The following is a 15,386-nucleotide window of genomic DNA, read 5'->3' as shown; positions in this document are numbered from 1 at the left end:
CTTTAACCAATCCTACATTTTATCGGCTTAATGCCATGTTCCTCATGCGACCGATGTACAAAATTCTTAAAAAAAGTATCCGCAGAAAGGCCGCGACGGTTAAATAAATACTTTTTTGCCATAGTATGTGCAGAGTCTTCGCCAATATTAGTAACCGGCGCCTCCATTTTTCGGTTACGTGCTTTTTCCTTCTCCGCTGATTTCACAGCCTGTAGCTCATTGATGATTTTGCTATCAGCACCCTCTTCGTTTTTATAGGCCATAATTTGTTGATCAAGTGCTCCTTTTATTTTTCTACGTTGTTCTCTTAAACCAAGATGCAAGGAACCTTCATGAGGAATGGCACAGTCATCTTGGGTTTGCGTCGTGCGTTTACTACGAGGCGTGCGTACCAGCATGTAATCACGATACTCCTGGGGAATTTCCTGAAACAGTTCCGCAATAGGAGCATACCAGGCCGAATTACACACGAGGAGTGTAAAGATAAAACCAAGTACTCCACCAAGAATAGGTATGTTCTGCAAATGACTTAAAACAAGTTTTAAGCTTGAGGAAAAGGAACGATCATTAAATAAATTAACCTTCAGGCCCTGCTGGTGAAAATACCAGGCTACACAGGTAGCTACCCCTCCCCCAATGGATAAGCCATTTAATGTAATATTTTCTGGAGAAATGCCTTGATCTAATAATCGCTGCACTTGGGCAATGCCATCGATAATTAATTGGGTCATGAGCTGAACCTGGCCCTTGCTGCGCCCCACATTCCGATAATTAAAACCAATGACATTCGTTTGCAGGTCTCGTGCATTTTCCTGCATTTCGACTAGCGATTGCTCATAAACTTTAAAATTGCAATTAAAGTTTATGATAAAAGTTTGATATTGCGGCTCGAGCTCTTGCTGTACTTTGTGTCTTATTTCCAATGTATCAAGTTGTGCGCCATCGAAAGTGACTACCTTATGATGCTCATGCAGCAACATCCCATCATCAAACTGGCTTGGTTCCTCAATAAACAGAGCGCTAAAATCTTCGCTCTGAGAAGGTAAAGCATACTTAGCTAAAAAACCATCGAGCCAGCTCGGCTTGGCTGAAAAGTTAAATAAAGGATGCCGTTCATGGGGTGACGGTAATTTACTAGGTTCTGGAGCATGATAGATCACGATAACCAACCTGGTGCAAAAAACAGGGCCGAATTATTTCTATTTTTTTTATTGTTTGTCAAACTTTAGTCCAGTAGTGCTCAAGCATAGATGGCCTATACTTAAGGTATTGACTGTTTTAATTCGCAGCATCACCCTTAAGCAATTGCTCCTTCAATAAAAGATACTGATCCCGCACCTTAGCCGCCGCCTCAAACTCCATATTTTTAGCATGCACATACATTTGCTTTTCTAAGGTATTAATATGTTTTACCAACTCTTGAGTAGACCAGTGCAAATACTCAGGAGTAGGCTCAGCCACAGCCTCTTTGCGCTTGCCGACGTAAGCACCTTCCATAATATCAGTAATGGATTTATTAATTCCTTTGGGAGTAATCCCATGAGCTTCATTAAATGCTTTTTGTTTTTCCCGACGCCGGCTCGTCTCATCTAATGCACGTTGCATAGAACCCGTAATCTTATCGGCATATAGAATTGCACGACCCTGCACATTACGGGCAGCACGGCCAATGGTTTGAATTAAAGAGCGATCGGAACGTAAAAAGCCCTCTTTATCCGCATCGAGAATAGCAACTAAAGCCACCTCAGGCATGTCTAAGCCCTCACGCAGTAAGTTAATACCAACCAACACATCAAAAACTCCTAAGCGTAAATCCCGGATGATTTCCATTCGCTCAACCGTATCTATATCCGCGTGCAAATAACGAACTTTTATTCCATGTTCATTTAAATAGTCGGTCAAATCTTCTGCCATACGCTTAGTTAGCGTCGTCACTAAAACTCGCGCCCCCTGCTGAATTACTTGACGTGCCTCAGACATTAAATCATCAACTTGAGTTCGAACCGGGCGTATTTCCACCTCAGGGTCAATTAACCCGGTAGGGCGAACTACCTGTTCAGCCACATTATCGGAATGCTCTTGCTCATAAGGGCCAGGAGTTGCGGAAATATAGATTGTTTGGGGTGAGCGCCCTTCAAATTCTTCAAAACGTAAGGGACGATTATCCAATGCTGACGGCAGGCGGAAACCGTATTGCACCAAAGTTTCTTTACGCGAACGATCTCCACGATACATGCCGCCAATTTGAGGTACCGTCACATGGGATTCATCAATAATCAATAAAGCTTCTGGAGGTAGATAATCAAACAAGGTTGGCGGTGGCTCTCCGGCATTGCGTGCCGATAAATAACGCGAATAGTTTTCGATTCCTGAGCAATAGCCAAGCTCCAACATCATCTCGATATCAAAACAGGTACGCTGTTCTAAGCGCTGTGCTTCCACTAACTTATTTTGCGCATTATATTCAGCCAGTCGCTCCTGCAATTCCTCTTTTACCCAATCCACCGTTTGCAAAATACGCTCTCGCGGAGTCACATAGTGTGTTTTAGGGAAAATAGTAACTCGAGGTAAGCGTTGAATCACCTCCCCAGTTAAGGGGTCAAATTGAGCTATATTTTCGACCTCATCGTCAAATAACTCGATGCGAATCGCCATCCGCTCAGAATCGGCCGGGAAAATATCAATTACATCGCCATGGACGCGGAATTGCCCTCGCTCTAAGGCCATATTCGTACGCGTATATTGCATTTCGGCAAGACGTTTTAAAATTTTACGTTGTTCAGATTGTTCTCCACGGGAAAGATGTAATACCATACGCAGGTAAGAATCCGGGTCACCCAAGCCATAAATTGCAGACACCGTAGCAACAATAATTGCATCTTTACGTTCAATTAATGCTTTCGTAGCTGAAAGCCGCATTTGCTCGATGTGCTCATTAATGGATGAGTCTTTTTCGATAAAGGTATCTGAAGAAGGCACATAGGCCTCTGGCTGATAATAATCATAGTAGGAAACAAAATATTCTACTGCATTATCAGGAAAATAGGCTTTAAACTCGCCATAGAGCTGTGCCGCTAAGGTTTTATTCGGCGCCATAATTAATGTGGGACGCCGCATAGCCTGAATTACATGGGCAATAGTAAATGTTTTACCTGAGCCAGTAACCCCCAAAAGGGTTTGCTTGGCTAAACCAGACTTTAAGCCGTCAATTAATGAGGCAATGGCTGTTGGCTGATCACCGGCAGGCTGATAATTGGCATAAATTTTGAACAAATCTTTCATACGTATAAGTATATCTCATAGGAGTAATAAATGGATATCGTATTAGCAAATCGCGTGCAAAAAGTGAAACCATCACCAACATTGGCAGTAGCAGCTAAAGCTACCCAACTACGGGCGCAGGGACATGATGTGATTAACTTAGGCACTGGTGAACCTGATTTTGACACACCTGCATACATCAAGGAAGCGGCGATTAATGCGATCAATAAAGGTTTCACCAAATATACAGCAGTAGACGGTATTCCGGAATTAAAAGAAGCCATTAAGAATAAGTTCAAAAAAGATAATGGTTTGGACTATCAGGTAAATCAAATTTTAGTTTCGGTAGGCGGTAAACAAAGCTGTTATAACCTATGCCAAGCTTTATTAAATCCAGGTGATGAAGTACTAATCCCCGCTCCTTATTGGGTTTCTTATCCTGATATGGTGTTATTGGCTGACGGTGTGCCCGTAATTATTCCAACCACCCCCGCACAACGTTACAAAATTAATGCGCAGCAATTAGCAGCAGCGATTACCCCTAAAACACGTTTATTGTTCTTAAATAGTCCATCGAATCCTTCGGGAGTAGCATATACCCTGGAGGAATTAAAGGCATTAGCAGAAGTCTTGAAAAAACACCCACAAATTATTATTGCTACTGATGATATGTATGAACATATCCTTTGGAGTCAATCTTTTGTAAACATTCTAAACGCGTGCCCTGAATTGTATGAGCGCACCGTAGTGTTAAATGGCGTATCTAAAGCTTATGCCATGACTGGCTGGCGCATCGGCTATGCTGCAGGCCCTCTACCCTTAATGAATGCAATGAAAACCATTCAATCGCAATCCACTTCAAACCCCTGCTCTATTGCACAACGCGCCGCGGTAGCAGCCCTAAATGGTGGTAATGAAACCGTTCTATCAATGGTTGAAGCCTTCCGCCAACGCCATGATTATGTTGCAGACCGCTTACAAAAAATTCCAGGCGTTGAGGTAATTCCCGCCGATGGCACCTTCTATATCTTCCCCAGTGTTCAAGAAGTAATCAACAAACGCGGTTATGCCAATGACTTAGAGTTTTCTGAAAAATTATTAACCGAAGTAGGCGTTGCCCTTGTCCCCGGCTCCGCATTCGGCAATGAAGGCTGCATCCGCCTCTCGTTCGCAACCAGCATGGAAATACTCAAAGACGCCATGGATAGACTAGAGCGCTTTTGTAAATAATACCCACCCTTCTACGTCCCGCGGACAAGCACTCGTAGGCTGGGCTATAAGCCCAGCACTGAAAATAAGCTCAAGCTCTGCTGCTGGGCTTTACAGCCCAGCCTACATTTTGATTGAGGCCAAGAGACCGTTGCAAACCAATTTGCCCACCCAAAAGAACGATTTTTTTCCTTTTTGGAAAACAAAAAATCAAAAATAAAGATATCCAAAAATTTATTACAATATATGCTTGACCAATGCACAGAATCGTTTTAAGATTCGCACATATTCCCCGGTAGCTCAGTCGGTAGAGCGGATGACTGTTAATCATTAGGTCACAAGTTCGAGTCTTGTCCGGGGAGCCACTTTCAAGAAATAAACTAATTTCCCCCTCCAGTTAAATTATTTTTTATCCATACCCAATTTATTAAATTCATGTAGTCCGAATGAGCTAAAATTATTGCCTATTTATTTTAGCTAGCAATTGCAGCCTTGATAGGGCCAAGGCTACTGGTTGAAAATAAAACATTATAGGGTGGAAGGGATTTGAATTTTACCCTCTAAATACAATTGGCTGTATCCCGATAATAGCACGCGCTCACCTTTCAACTCACACCAAAGCTCTCCTTGACGACTGCCACCTTGACGGGCATGAATCTTTTGCTTATTGAGGCGTGCGCACCAATAAGGAGCAATAACGCAATGTGCTGAACCGGTCACCGGATCCTCAGGAACATCACAGCCAGGATAAAAACACCGTGAATAAACATCCGACTCAGTTGCAGGCGCTGAAAAAATAATGCCGCGACATGCTATATTGGCTAATGCATTCAAATCAGGTTTTGCCTGTTTAACGAGTTCGGCATCATTAAAAATACATAAGGTATCAAAGGTGCTTTGATAAACCTCGTCGGGAGTTATTTTTATAGCCTCAATAAGTGCGGCACTGGGGTCTATCTTCGTAAATGGTAGGGCTGGAAAATCCATCTGTAACAAATCCCCTTCCTTCTTTACCGTTAAAATCCCACTCTTGCTTTTAAAGAGGATTTCTTTTCCTTGATGTCCTAACACTTCGAATAAGACAAACGCGCTCGCTAATGTAGCATGCCCACATAAGTCAACTTCTGTATTTGGGGTAAACCAGCGTATTTGATAATGCGCCCCATCAGGAACAATAAAAGCGGTTTCAGATAGATTGTTTTCTCTGGCAATAAGCTGCATTAACCTGTCATCTAACCATGATTCTAAGGGGCAAACAGCGGCAGGATTACCCATGTATAAGGTAGAAGTAAAGGCATCTACCTGAAAAATTGCTTGCTTAATCATTATGAACCCCTTGTTAGTAAACTAGACTAATTTTACATAGCTTGCTAATATATAGCAAGCTATGTAAATGCGAGAAAAAAATGTATTCATCAACCCTGATCAAAAAAGCAAGTCGTCTATTAATTAAACGGGCTAATGAGCTGTTAAAGCCTTATGGGCTTACGGATGCTTATACCTATTTTTTAATGGCACTTTACCAACAGGATGGTTTAACTCAAGCTGAAATGTATAAACAAATTGGTATCGAGCAGCCAACCGCGGTTAGAACATTAGATCGCATGGAGCGCGATGGGTTGATTATTAGAACGCCCAGTGCCACAGATAGACGAGCTATGGAAATTAAATTGACCGAAAAGGGACGAAGTTGCCAACCAATTATTGAGCAATGCGCTTTTGAATTAAATGAGTGGGCTTTAAGTGGCTTTAAAGAAGAGGAAAAGCTTTCAATGAAACAACTTTTAAAAAAACTAAATGATAATTTTTAAATAACTCTACCATGCTAATTCACTAGCACTTTCTGATAAGCCACTCAACATTTTACGGGGTTATCTGCGCTTTTGGAGGAAAAACAAACCAACTCTTTACGCAAAAAAATTCTTCTTAATAAATTCTTAAGGAAATTAGTTTACAATGTGCTCAATTTTAACGCTTTCATGTTCTGGGAGTCAAAAATGCCACAAATTATCAAACCTATTTTTGAAACGACAAAAGAAGAACTATTCACTTCCACCAAACATCGGTTTTTCACGATGTTTACTCCAATTCAAGAATGCACTTATGTTGATATTTTAGGTAATGTTAACAAAAAAGAATCTGACCTAATGGCTTTTCTGGGGACGCCGGTTATTGATTCTTATTTAGAAACTATGTTTGCTATTGATTCAATAATTCATTTAATCAATGCCATTTGCTCTGCAAGTAAGGCAATGTACTTATGGTCATTGAAGCAACAACAAACAACATCATTGATCGATGATGCATCGAAAGAGGAATTTGATCTTGCTATTTCCAGTTTAGCTCTAAGTGTCTCTGCCGATATTGCGCAAAGTTTAAATTTACTCTTTAGTCTGGTTAGTCTTATTACCCGGCCAATTGCCAGTGCCGTTCAACTGGGTGTTGAAGCAGCAATGGATCATCATTCTCAGGAAACAATGGGATACCGAGCGTAATTTTTAAATGTTCTCTAAGCGCGCACGTCTATGCGCGCTTCTCCTTTTCTCTACCTATACCCTCAAGATTTCATTTTTAAAATAATAAAAATATGTCTATTTTGCACTTGCAACAAAAGTGTATGAATGATAGCCTGAAAGACCACTATAAATACGTTACAGATTTTAAATGACCAATTCAGCATTTCATCATAACCTCGCTGCTTTGCCTTCTCAGGTAGTTGGTCTTTTATTATCTATTTTTTTTGTGATTCTCCTCTACGAGACGTACGCCTGGTAGGAACTCCATCTGCGCCCTTCCAGGCGTAGATCATCTGTCAGATGAACAATATACTCGTTTTAATTTTTGAGGATTGGATCATGAAAGAAAAAACCGAAAAAACATCATTCTTGGCAAAGATTGCTGATTCTCCTTGGGTAAAAGGCCCTATTTTAGGCGCAGGAGTAATGGCCTTAATAACACCGTTCTTAAAATGGACAAACCACGTTTATAAAGGTGAAAAAATGCCTCGAGGAAACTATTTTTCCGGCTCAGGAGCTTATGCTTTATCGGCGGTTCCTGGCTATGCCACCACCTTTGCCTTTAAAGCCTTACTGAGTAAATCGCCCACAGAAACCTCGCAATGGTATGAGCTATTTACCTCATTTGCTGCAGGGAGTCTTTCTGGATTTGTATGTACGCCGTTTGAGGCTTTGGCGCAAAATAAACAATTGACGCAGAACTCATCATTAAAAGAGACAGCGGAGCAAATGCGTACCCATCATGGCTACAGCTCTTTTTTCCGCGGTGCGATGAGTGTGATGTTAAGAGAGGGGCTTTGGTCATCTGTTTATATGACTGCTATACCGATGTTATCTGCATCCTTACAAAAGCAAGGAGTTGAAAAACAATATGCTCAACCTTGGGCTATGTTAATCATAGCAGGGGCCTATGGGATGTTGAGTTCACCCTTAAATCAATTGCGCTACCGCAAACAGGAGGGGTTAACAACGCCAGGCTTAAACAAAAGTTATCTTGAGCATGCCAAAGATATCTTGAATCAAGATAGCAAAGCCAGCAGTGCGGCACGCATGGGATTTTTCTTTAGAGCGGCGGTTCCTCGTGCAATTACAGCCACAGTGGCGGCTGGTTTAATGGTAAAAGGTACGGAGCTTTATAATCAAGCAATTGATTATTGCAAACCGTAATTTTTTAAGCTGCTGGGGAGTTAATATTCACGGTGTAATGTAAATTTTCGTCATTGCGAGTCTTGGCGAAACAATCCAGAATAATACTTCGTTAAAACTCAGTACTGGGTTGCTTCACTTGGTTCGCAATGACGGCAGTTTATGTAATTTTAATAAATTACATATCCTATGAAGGATTACACTGGGAAAGCCCAGCAGGTTTTTATAAATCTAGTTTTTGATACTGCCAGAAATGTAATTAAGGTTTCCTGGAATTGCCATTTAAGAAAAATCTCGTTGCAGCAACAGGTATTATTTTAAAAACTTAGTTGCATGTCTTTGTGTGGGATATTGGCATCCAGATATTCATCACTACAAACGACAAAACCTAATTTCTCATAAAAAGGAATTGCATAAGATTGCGCCCCCAGCTTTGCTTTTTTAACCTGCTGATTTTTTTGGATGCTTTCAATTATAAAACTCATCAGCACATGCCCTAGTCCCTGGCCTTGATGATCATCTAAAATCGCTACGCGCTCAATTTTAGCAAAGTCTTCAATGTAGCGAACGCGGGCAGTACCTGCAGGCTGTTGATTAAGAAACAAAAGATAATGCTCGCTTTTTGGATCAAGACCATCAACCTCCTCATGGGCCGGAACATTTTGCCCTTCTACAAATACTTTATGGCGGATGGCAAGACATGACTGAATCTCTGCGGCCTCAGAAATTTTCTTTACCAAAACATTCTTCGATGACTTCATTAGGATACATCTCCAGGAGTATTGTGGTTTTATTATACACCACTGATAGAAACAATCGTAGCTTTGCCGCCGCTTTTTAAGATTCAAAATCCTCAGGCCAGCCAGTAATTTTTATATCTAAGTGATTAAGCAATCCAATAACCTCTGGGAATGAAAAGCGAGCCTCGGTTAAGGTGTTATTATGTATATCAATATCGTAATTTATGGCATCAGTAAAATTAGCGCGTTTTAAACTGGTATGCATGAATAAACTATTCTGTAAGTCTGTATTCACAAAGCTTGCATGATTTAAATTAGCTTCTCTGAAATCAACATCATGCGCCTTGCACTCTTCTACAATTAAATCCGCCAGCTCCAAATCAAAAAAACTGGAGTGGCTTATATTGCTGGCATAAAAATACAAAGGGCTCGTAAGTTTCACTAACGGCCAACTTAATTCGGTCCAATTGATTCCTACAAGCTTCGAATCCTTAAATGTAACTTCTGAAAATTTACAGGAAGGAAATTTTGCCAGTGACAGATCGCAGTGTTCAAAATCACACTCAGTAAACTTTACCTTGTTAAAAATAACCCCAGAAAATTTACATTGCTTGAATTGGCAATTTTGAAATTCAATATGCTCCAGTTCAGCATCTTCTATGCTTAGATTAGTAAAAGTTTTATCCACATAGCTTTTAAGCTCAAAAACAGACATGATTAGCATATTCCTTTAAATCAAGAAAACTTATTATCCCATAAATAGGACCGGCCCCTAACATTGTTCTACCCATAAATATTGATTAGGCCCGCAGCCTTTCCCCAAGACTACGCTAATCCCTTAAAACTCCAGTGTAGGTTGCTTATATTGGATGTTAATGTCTATACCATAAGTCTTTTGTCCAAAGGCTCTTACTGATTCCCAGGAGCTAGGAAATTTATAAGGATCAAAATAATGGAAGAGGCGATAAACCCAGGAACCGGAACTAATGACTTCTCCTTTGGCATTAGTAGTTACTTCAAAATGAAGTTGCAGTGGTTTTTTAAACTGGTCTACTCGCTCTAAAAAATCTTGTAATGATTCTGCGCTTTTAACATAGTCTACCAGCGACTTTTTAAGCTCCCTCCAAGCCTCATGACTTTTTAAATTTCTGGCATTAAGTAAGCTTCCTTCAATCCTATCGGGCTCCATATCCGGTAAGTGTTCCTCGACTGACGCCTGTTGTTTTAAAGCCAATTGCTCAATTTTTCTTATATCGGGTAAACCGGAATATACCAAAGGTTTCTCTCCGGATAGCACACGCTCCAGGTTTCTAAATTGGTGGAACTTTTTATGTAGTTCTATTTGGGCATCTCTGCTTTTGTAATTAATTTGCTTTAAAAATTCGTTTTCTTCAGGATAGGCTTTAATCAAATAAGCATCCGTATCATAGCCAATAACTTTATCTGCTATTTTTCTAAGATATTCAGCTGCAGTAAGCTCCAGAGTTTCTTTAACTTTTTTGCGCTCATAGTCCCCTTCGACCCGCTCTTCTTTCGTAAAAGTGAAGGTTGCTTTGGTATTAGGATTAACACCATTTACGATAAGGGCTTGAATTAATTTAAAATGTTTATCCAGAGAGGGGAAAAATTCATTTCTTTTATGACTCAAATTATCTACATAAAAATGCAATACCGACATATTTGAAGCATATACTTCTATTTGTTCTTCAGATGCACGAGCATTAAATGGATCTGCCGGAGAGATATAATCAATAGTCTTATCAAATTTCAGGCCTTTATTTTTTAGCTCTGGTAACAGTTTTAAAACCTCCAAACCAGCTAATCTATTTTCATACTCATCAAATAATTGAAAGAGCAAATAATAAGGTTTTGAGCTTGCCCGATGATTTAAAGTGGTGGCATCAGCCTTATCTAAGAAGAAATTAAACAATGAGTTATACCCCATACTCATTGCCGTCATCAAAGGGTTATGACTATTATGAGGATTGGTCACCTCTAATGTTGCGCCATGTTCAAGCAGCAAGTTCACTAGGGTCGATGCAAGTTTTTCTTGCCCATTGGACAGCAGGAAAACCCGGGAAGTAAGCACTTGCATAATCGGCAGTAATTTTAACCCATTGGACTTGTGAGTACTTGCTCCCTCGCTCAGCAGATACAGCAGTATTTCCATAGCATTTTCTTGCCCTAAAAATACCGCCTGAATGGCTGAACTAAGAATACTCATCCGATTGACATCGCCTGCCGCCTGCATGCTTCCTGCAGCTTTTAGCACTTCTTTAACTAAGTCAATACGGCCTGCTTGAATCGCTACATGTATAGGCAACTCATTAACTTGCAGCTCTTTAGGAATCAAGTTCGAGGTTACAAACTCTTGGAAGAACTGCGAATTCTCAGCTAACTTGTTCCAGGTGAATATAGGGCTATCTTGGGCAGTCATTAACCATTCAAAGGTTGCGCGTTCCTCGATATTCGAATGCGAAGCAAAATACTTGTTTGCCAAAATGTCTATTGGTGGCCCCTGTTCTGGCGTAAAATCAAAAAAAGGGTTTGCACCAAGACGTATTAATAATTTGAATACTTCCAGAGAGCCTATTGCTGCTTGCAGAGGATTAACCGCAAAAAAGGATAACGACTCATAAATTAAATTGAGAGTGTTATGTTTTTTAATTACTTTGTTGGCCTTACTTTCAATGTCCTTAAGCTTTTTCGCTTTGTTCTTGCTTTCATTATATTCATTAATAGCATTGAATAAATTATCTATGCTTTTAGACTCGCCCATAAGGCTCTCCATGTTAATCCATATATATATTTTATCACCATTCCCCGGGATGCTCAAATAATGACCAGAATCAGACTTACCTGTAAACTTTTTTAATGCTTCTTTGGTAAGTTTATGGAAAAATAATTAAGCTACAGGAGCCCCACCAAATGAAGGTATAAAAATATGTCTATTGATAAGATAGTTTGTGTCGGAAAAAATTATCTTGAGCATGCCAAAGAATTAGGTGAGACCATGCCCGAAAAGCCTGTCTTATTCTTAAAGCCAGCAAGTGTATTGCGTCAAGCCACACATTGGGGTGAACAGTTGCAGCTTAATTTTCCTAGTGAAGATAGTGCCGTGCAGCCCGAATGCGAAATAGTGCTGCGTTTAGCCCATGATGGTTATCGGATGAGTATTGAGGAGGCTAGAAGTGCCATTTCCCATCTTAGCCTTGGGCTTGATATGACCTTAAGAACACGTCAATCTGCATTAAAAAAACATGGACATCCTTGGACTACCTCCAAGGTATTTAAAGATGCGGCAATCCTAGGTCCCTGGATTCTCTATCAACAATTTACTAATTATATGGAAACAGCGTTTCAATTAAGCATTGATGGCTCGCTGCGCCAATGTGCCCAAGGCTGCGAAATGATGATGCATCCAGAAGCTTTATTAGTTTACATTAGCCAATTTTTTCCCTTAAAAACAGGCGATATTATTTATACAGGAACTCCGGCAGGAGTAACGTCAATATCAAAAGGAAGCCAAGCTGAATTACGTTGGGGCGATTATTTCTATTGCGTAAGCTGGAAATAATAAACCTTGATTGCGCAAATAGAAAGCTTATACTAGGATTTCGTCGAATATGCGGATTTATAAATGAGCGAAAGTAAATTATCCTTCTTAGATGGTATGCGTGGATGGGCAGCATTAGCTGTTTATTTATTTCATCTTATTATCCCCTTTAGAGGAAAATTTGAATTTACCGAGTTTTATTTATATAAAACACCGCTACGTTTTTTCCTCGATGGTGAACTTGCTATTTTTCTTTTTTTTCTTATTAGCGGTTTTTCATTAAGTTATAAGTTTTTTAGTACGCAAAATAATAGCTACTTAAAAGAAGCGGCTCAATATCGCTACCTAAGATTATTAATTCCGGTTTTTTTTGCCACCTTAATACCTTATTTTCTTAACAAATTTCATTTAATGTATAATATAAATGCTTATGTAGGTGCTTATGCAAAACCCTTCTCTTTAATAGAGATGCTTAAATTCACATTTGTAGAGCTTCCTTTTGGATTACAGTCAAATTGTTCGCTTTTTGGTGCAGTTTATTGGACTATCTATTTAGAATTTACTGGTTCATTTTTAATTTTTTCATTTCTTGCCTTATTTGGCACCTGGAACCTCCGATTTCTTTTATACCCTCTCTTGTTGAGTTATTTATACTCGCTTACAGGTGCCCAACAATTATATTTTTTATTTATTATGGGCGTTCTTCTATGTGATTTATTTTGTATTGTAAAAAATAATCGCTACTTCTCCGAACGCAACATCTCAGAGGCAATGAAAAAGACATCAATAATTGCTGTGGTAAGTACTTTAATTTACTTCTACTACCACAGCGTCATGCGAAAGCACCACATACTTTTGAGTAATCAACGATTTGAATTTAGTATTTTGCTATTTGTTCTTGCTTTAATTACCCCTTCTATGAGGCAATTTTTTTCGTCTAAAATCTCACAATTTCTTGGCCGCATCTCTTTTGCCTTATATTTAGTTCATTTTCCTATTTTTTGTTCTTTATTATGTTTTATTTTAAATTTTGGAGAACAACAGGGTTATTCACCTATTAGTACGGCATTAATTGCTACTAGTTTAAGTAGTATGGTGGCTTTTTTGTTAGCCTATGCTTTCTCCCTATACATTGAAGAACAAATTTTGCCTACAGTAAAAGGGGCTTTAAAAAAGTTCAGTGGCATGAAAATACAACCAAAGTCAAACCTGCTTATGCCAATAGCCTCAACTGAGTGAGCAACGTTCCCTATTCTCACGGTTAGCTTACCCAGCTAACCGTAAGCCTCTTAATAGCACTAAATTTAATTTGCTCAGCGACTTATATCTTGTTAGACTTGTTTGCAAATTTTACGATAAGGAATTTGCGCATGAAATTTGCTTGGATCACTTTTTTGTTCCTCATGGGGATCTCAAACGCTTATGCTTACTTGGATCCAGGTTCAGGAAGTTTAATTATACAAACAGCCATTGCATCCATTGCTGGTTTCTTTTATGTGTTTAAAACCTTTATCGGTAATTTAAAAAACAAATATTTCCCTAAAGCAAAAGATGAGCAGGTGAGTTTTGATGAGCCAGAATGACCTATGTGCTGCAAAGCATGTTCGCTCTTCCTATCGTGACCCCTGTAGTCAAATTTATAAACGAGACCAAGTAGTCTTTCGCCAATTCAGCTCTAAAGGCATTGATGCCTATAAAAAGTTGATGCAATCAGGGCTGTATGCGCTTTTACAATCGAAACATTATTTGATCCCGCACGAAGAGGTGCCCCTAACTCAGGCATTAGATAACAATGCGGAAGCAGTTATCCGTCCTGAGCAAATTAAATTCATCTCTTATCCCTATGAGTGGTGTTTTTCACAGTTAAAAGATGCAGCCCTGTTAACTCTTGAAATCGCCCGTCTAGCATTAGAGCATGGCATGATTTTAAAAGATGCCTCCGCGTATAATGTACAATTCCATCATGGAAAACCTATTTTTATTGATACTGGCTCTTTTGATATTTATGAAGAAGGGATGCTCTGGCCTGCCTATAAGCAATTTTGCATGCACTTTTTAGCTCCTTTAGCTTTGATGGCCAAGAAAGACTTGCGACTAGGGCTGTTAACCAAAGAATTTAGTGATGGGATCCCACTGGATCTAGCAAGCCAATTATTGCCTTTAAAAAGCAAATGCTCTTTATCCTTATATACCCACATCCATCTGCATGCTAAAGCACAAAAAAAATACCATGATACCAAAACTCAGATTAAAGGTTCGATCTCTAAAATGGGCCTGTTTGGGATTTTATCGAATTTAACATCAGCAATTAAGCGTTTAAAAATATCCCAAAAAGAATCGGAATGGTCTGATTATTATCAAAATACGAACTACACAGAAAAAGCTCATCAGCACAAAATAGATATTGTTCGTGAATTAACGGAACGGGTTAAACCGCAAGCCGTATGGGATTTAGGCGGTAACGATGGTTTTTATAGCCACATCGCAGCCCAAACGGGAGCGGATGTGATTACCTTTGATTCAGATGTCTTGGCCATTGAGCAAAATTATTTGCGGAATAAACAACATAAAAAAACCAAACTTCTCCCTTTGCTACAAAATTTGACTAATCCTAGTACCATGATGGGTTGGGGGCAAAACGAGCGCGAGGGATTAAAAGAGCGAGGAGAGGCTGATTTAATTATTGCATTAGCATTAATACATCATCTTGCCATTTCGCATCATATTCCTTTTCATTACATTGCCGAGTATTTTTCTAGCCTAGGGCGAACATTAATCATCGAGTTTGTCGCCAAAGAGGATACGCAGGTACAACGCTTATTAAGAAATCGCGTTGACATTTTTGATGCTTACCATATCGAGCAGTTCAAAAATGCCTTTTCAAAATATTATGAAATTAAAGAAGAAATAACTATTGCGGAAACCTGTAGGACAATTTTTTTGATGGAACAATGCTAA

Annotated in this window: 14 protein-coding genes and 1 tRNA gene; 9 read left to right on the top strand and 6 right to left on the bottom strand. The window is 39.5% G+C overall.

The genetic code is table 11. From position 1 onward, the window contains the following. Nucleotides 1-2: 2 nt before the first annotated feature. Both BN3124_RS08325 and uvrB read right to left on the bottom strand, forming a co-directional pair. Complete coding sequence (locus BN3124_RS08325) at nucleotides 3-1,160, bottom strand: hypothetical protein (RefSeq protein WP_058534335.1); 1,158 nt, start codon at nucleotides 1,158-1,160, stop codon at nucleotides 3-5. 118 nt (nucleotides 1,161-1,278) lie between these two features. Continuing rightward, nucleotides 1,279-3,282 (bottom strand): excinuclease ABC subunit UvrB, encoded by a 2,004-nt coding sequence (uvrB, locus tag BN3124_RS08320; RefSeq protein ID WP_058534334.1) that lies wholly within the window; start codon nucleotides 3,280-3,282, stop codon nucleotides 1,279-1,281. 30 nt (nucleotides 3,283-3,312) lie between these two features. Between uvrB and BN3124_RS08315 the strand changes: the two genes are divergently transcribed. Then, a complete protein-coding gene (locus tag BN3124_RS08315; protein ID WP_058534333.1) occupies nucleotides 3,313-4,491 on the top strand; it encodes a pyridoxal phosphate-dependent aminotransferase in 1,179 nt (392 codons plus the stop codon). Between the two features lie 268 nt (nucleotides 4,492-4,759). Further along, nucleotides 4,760-4,835 (top strand) — tRNA-Asn (locus BN3124_RS08305). Nucleotides 4,836-4,998: 163 nt separating this feature from the next. On the opposite strand, the gene BN3124_RS08300 is transcribed toward BN3124_RS08305, so the two are convergent. Beyond that, nucleotides 4,999-5,796: a PhzF family phenazine biosynthesis protein gene (locus BN3124_RS08300; protein ID WP_058534331.1), complete on the bottom strand. Its 798-nt coding sequence runs from the start codon at nucleotides 5,794-5,796 to the stop codon at nucleotides 4,999-5,001. Between the two features lie 80 nt (nucleotides 5,797-5,876). Between BN3124_RS08300 and BN3124_RS08295 the strand changes: the two genes are divergently transcribed. The 3 genes from BN3124_RS08295 to BN3124_RS08285 all read left to right on the top strand — a co-directional run bounded on the left by BN3124_RS08295 (nucleotide 5,877) and on the right by BN3124_RS08285 (nucleotide 8,153). After that, a complete protein-coding gene (locus tag BN3124_RS08295; protein ID WP_058534330.1) occupies nucleotides 5,877-6,281 on the top strand; it encodes a MarR family winged helix-turn-helix transcriptional regulator in 405 nt (134 codons plus the stop codon). 186 nt (nucleotides 6,282-6,467) lie between these two features. Beyond that, nucleotides 6,468-6,965: a hypothetical protein gene (locus tag BN3124_RS08290; protein ID WP_058534329.1), complete on the top strand. Its 498-nt coding sequence runs from the start codon at nucleotides 6,468-6,470 to the stop codon at nucleotides 6,963-6,965. A gap of 360 nt (nucleotides 6,966-7,325) precedes the next feature. Then, nucleotides 7,326-8,153, top strand: a complete 828-nt coding sequence (locus tag BN3124_RS08285) for an MC/SLC25 family protein (protein ID WP_058534328.1) — start codon at nucleotides 7,326-7,328, stop codon at nucleotides 8,151-8,153. Between the two features lie 296 nt (nucleotides 8,154-8,449). Here BN3124_RS08285 and BN3124_RS08280 read toward each other — a convergent pair whose 3' ends face one another. The 3 genes from BN3124_RS08280 to BN3124_RS08270 form a co-directional block, all read right to left on the bottom strand. Beyond that, nucleotides 8,450-8,893 carry a GNAT family N-acetyltransferase gene (locus BN3124_RS08280; protein ID WP_058534327.1) on the bottom strand — a complete coding sequence of 148 codons (444 nt, stop codon included), beginning with the start codon at nucleotides 8,891-8,893 and terminating at the stop codon, nucleotides 8,450-8,452. A gap of 76 nt (nucleotides 8,894-8,969) precedes the next feature. Then, on the bottom strand, nucleotides 8,970-9,587 hold the full coding sequence (locus BN3124_RS08275) for a pentapeptide repeat-containing protein (RefSeq protein WP_058534326.1): 618 nt from the start codon (nucleotides 9,585-9,587) through the stop codon (nucleotides 8,970-8,972). 123 nt (nucleotides 9,588-9,710) lie between these two features. Beyond that, a complete protein-coding gene (locus BN3124_RS08270) occupies nucleotides 9,711-11,651 on the bottom strand; it encodes an ankyrin repeat domain-containing protein (RefSeq protein WP_058534325.1) in 1,941 nt (646 codons plus the stop codon). Between the two features lie 165 nt (nucleotides 11,652-11,816). On the opposite strand from BN3124_RS08270, the gene BN3124_RS08265 reads away from it, so the two are divergent. The 4 genes from BN3124_RS08265 to BN3124_RS08250 all read left to right on the top strand — a co-directional run bounded on the left by BN3124_RS08265 (nucleotide 11,817) and on the right by BN3124_RS08250 (nucleotide 15,386). Continuing rightward, nucleotides 11,817-12,449: a fumarylacetoacetate hydrolase family protein gene (locus tag BN3124_RS08265; protein WP_058534324.1), complete on the top strand. Its 633-nt coding sequence runs from the start codon at nucleotides 11,817-11,819 to the stop codon at nucleotides 12,447-12,449. 63 nt (nucleotides 12,450-12,512) lie between these two features. Further along, nucleotides 12,513-13,667 (top strand): acyltransferase family protein, encoded by a 1,155-nt coding sequence (locus BN3124_RS08260; protein WP_058534323.1) that lies wholly within the window; start codon nucleotides 12,513-12,515, stop codon nucleotides 13,665-13,667. Between the two features lie 131 nt (nucleotides 13,668-13,798). After that, on the top strand, nucleotides 13,799-14,011 hold the full coding sequence (locus BN3124_RS08255; protein WP_058534322.1) for a hypothetical protein: 213 nt from the start codon (nucleotides 13,799-13,801) through the stop codon (nucleotides 14,009-14,011). After that, the gene (locus BN3124_RS08250) at nucleotides 13,998-15,386 is read left to right on the top strand and encodes a hypothetical protein (RefSeq protein ID WP_058534321.1); all 1,389 of its coding nucleotides are present in this window, start codon (nucleotides 13,998-14,000) and stop codon (nucleotides 15,384-15,386) included. The genes BN3124_RS08255 and BN3124_RS08250 overlap by 14 nt, the downstream gene beginning before the upstream one ends.

This window comes from Legionella saoudiensis, from assembly GCF_001465875.1.
GTDB classification, from domain to species: Bacteria; Pseudomonadota; Gammaproteobacteria; order Legionellales; family Legionellaceae; genus Legionella; species Legionella saoudiensis.
The sequence above is the reverse complement of the archived record's forward strand: the minus strand, read 5'-3'. Positions and strand labels throughout refer to the sequence as shown.

What these genes read in the sequence shown, in the direction of transcription:
- uvrB (WP_058534334.1), bottom strand. Translation starts at nt 3,282, where the DNA reads ATGAAAGATTTGTTCAAAATTTATGCCAATTATCAGCCTGCCGGTGAT.
- BN3124_RS08315 (WP_058534333.1), top strand. Translation starts at nt 3,313, where the DNA reads ATGGATATCGTATTAGCAAATCGCGTGCAAAAAGTGAAACCATCACCA.
- BN3124_RS08300 (WP_058534331.1), bottom strand. Translation starts at nt 5,796, where the DNA reads ATGATTAAGCAAGCAATTTTTCAGGTAGATGCCTTTACTTCTACCTTA.
- BN3124_RS08295 (WP_058534330.1), top strand. Translation starts at nt 5,877, where the DNA reads ATGTATTCATCAACCCTGATCAAAAAAGCAAGTCGTCTATTAATTAAA.
- BN3124_RS08290 (WP_058534329.1), top strand. Translation starts at nt 6,468, where the DNA reads ATGCCACAAATTATCAAACCTATTTTTGAAACGACAAAAGAAGAACTA.
- BN3124_RS08285 (WP_058534328.1), top strand. Translation starts at nt 7,326, where the DNA reads ATGAAAGAAAAAACCGAAAAAACATCATTCTTGGCAAAGATTGCTGAT.
- BN3124_RS08280 (WP_058534327.1), bottom strand. Translation starts at nt 8,893, where the DNA reads ATGAAGTCATCGAAGAATGTTTTGGTAAAGAAAATTTCTGAGGCCGCA.
- BN3124_RS08275 (WP_058534326.1), bottom strand. Translation starts at nt 9,587, where the DNA reads ATGTCTGTTTTTGAGCTTAAAAGCTATGTGGATAAAACTTTTACTAAT.
- BN3124_RS08270 (WP_058534325.1), bottom strand. Translation starts at nt 11,651, where the DNA reads ATGGGCGAGTCTAAAAGCATAGATAATTTATTCAATGCTATTAATGAA.
- BN3124_RS08265 (WP_058534324.1), top strand. Translation starts at nt 11,817, where the DNA reads ATGTCTATTGATAAGATAGTTTGTGTCGGAAAAAATTATCTTGAGCAT.
- BN3124_RS08260 (WP_058534323.1), top strand. Translation starts at nt 12,513, where the DNA reads ATGAGCGAAAGTAAATTATCCTTCTTAGATGGTATGCGTGGATGGGCA.
- BN3124_RS08255 (WP_058534322.1), top strand. Translation starts at nt 13,799, where the DNA reads ATGAAATTTGCTTGGATCACTTTTTTGTTCCTCATGGGGATCTCAAAC.
- BN3124_RS08250 (WP_058534321.1), top strand. Translation starts at nt 13,998, where the DNA reads ATGAGCCAGAATGACCTATGTGCTGCAAAGCATGTTCGCTCTTCCTAT.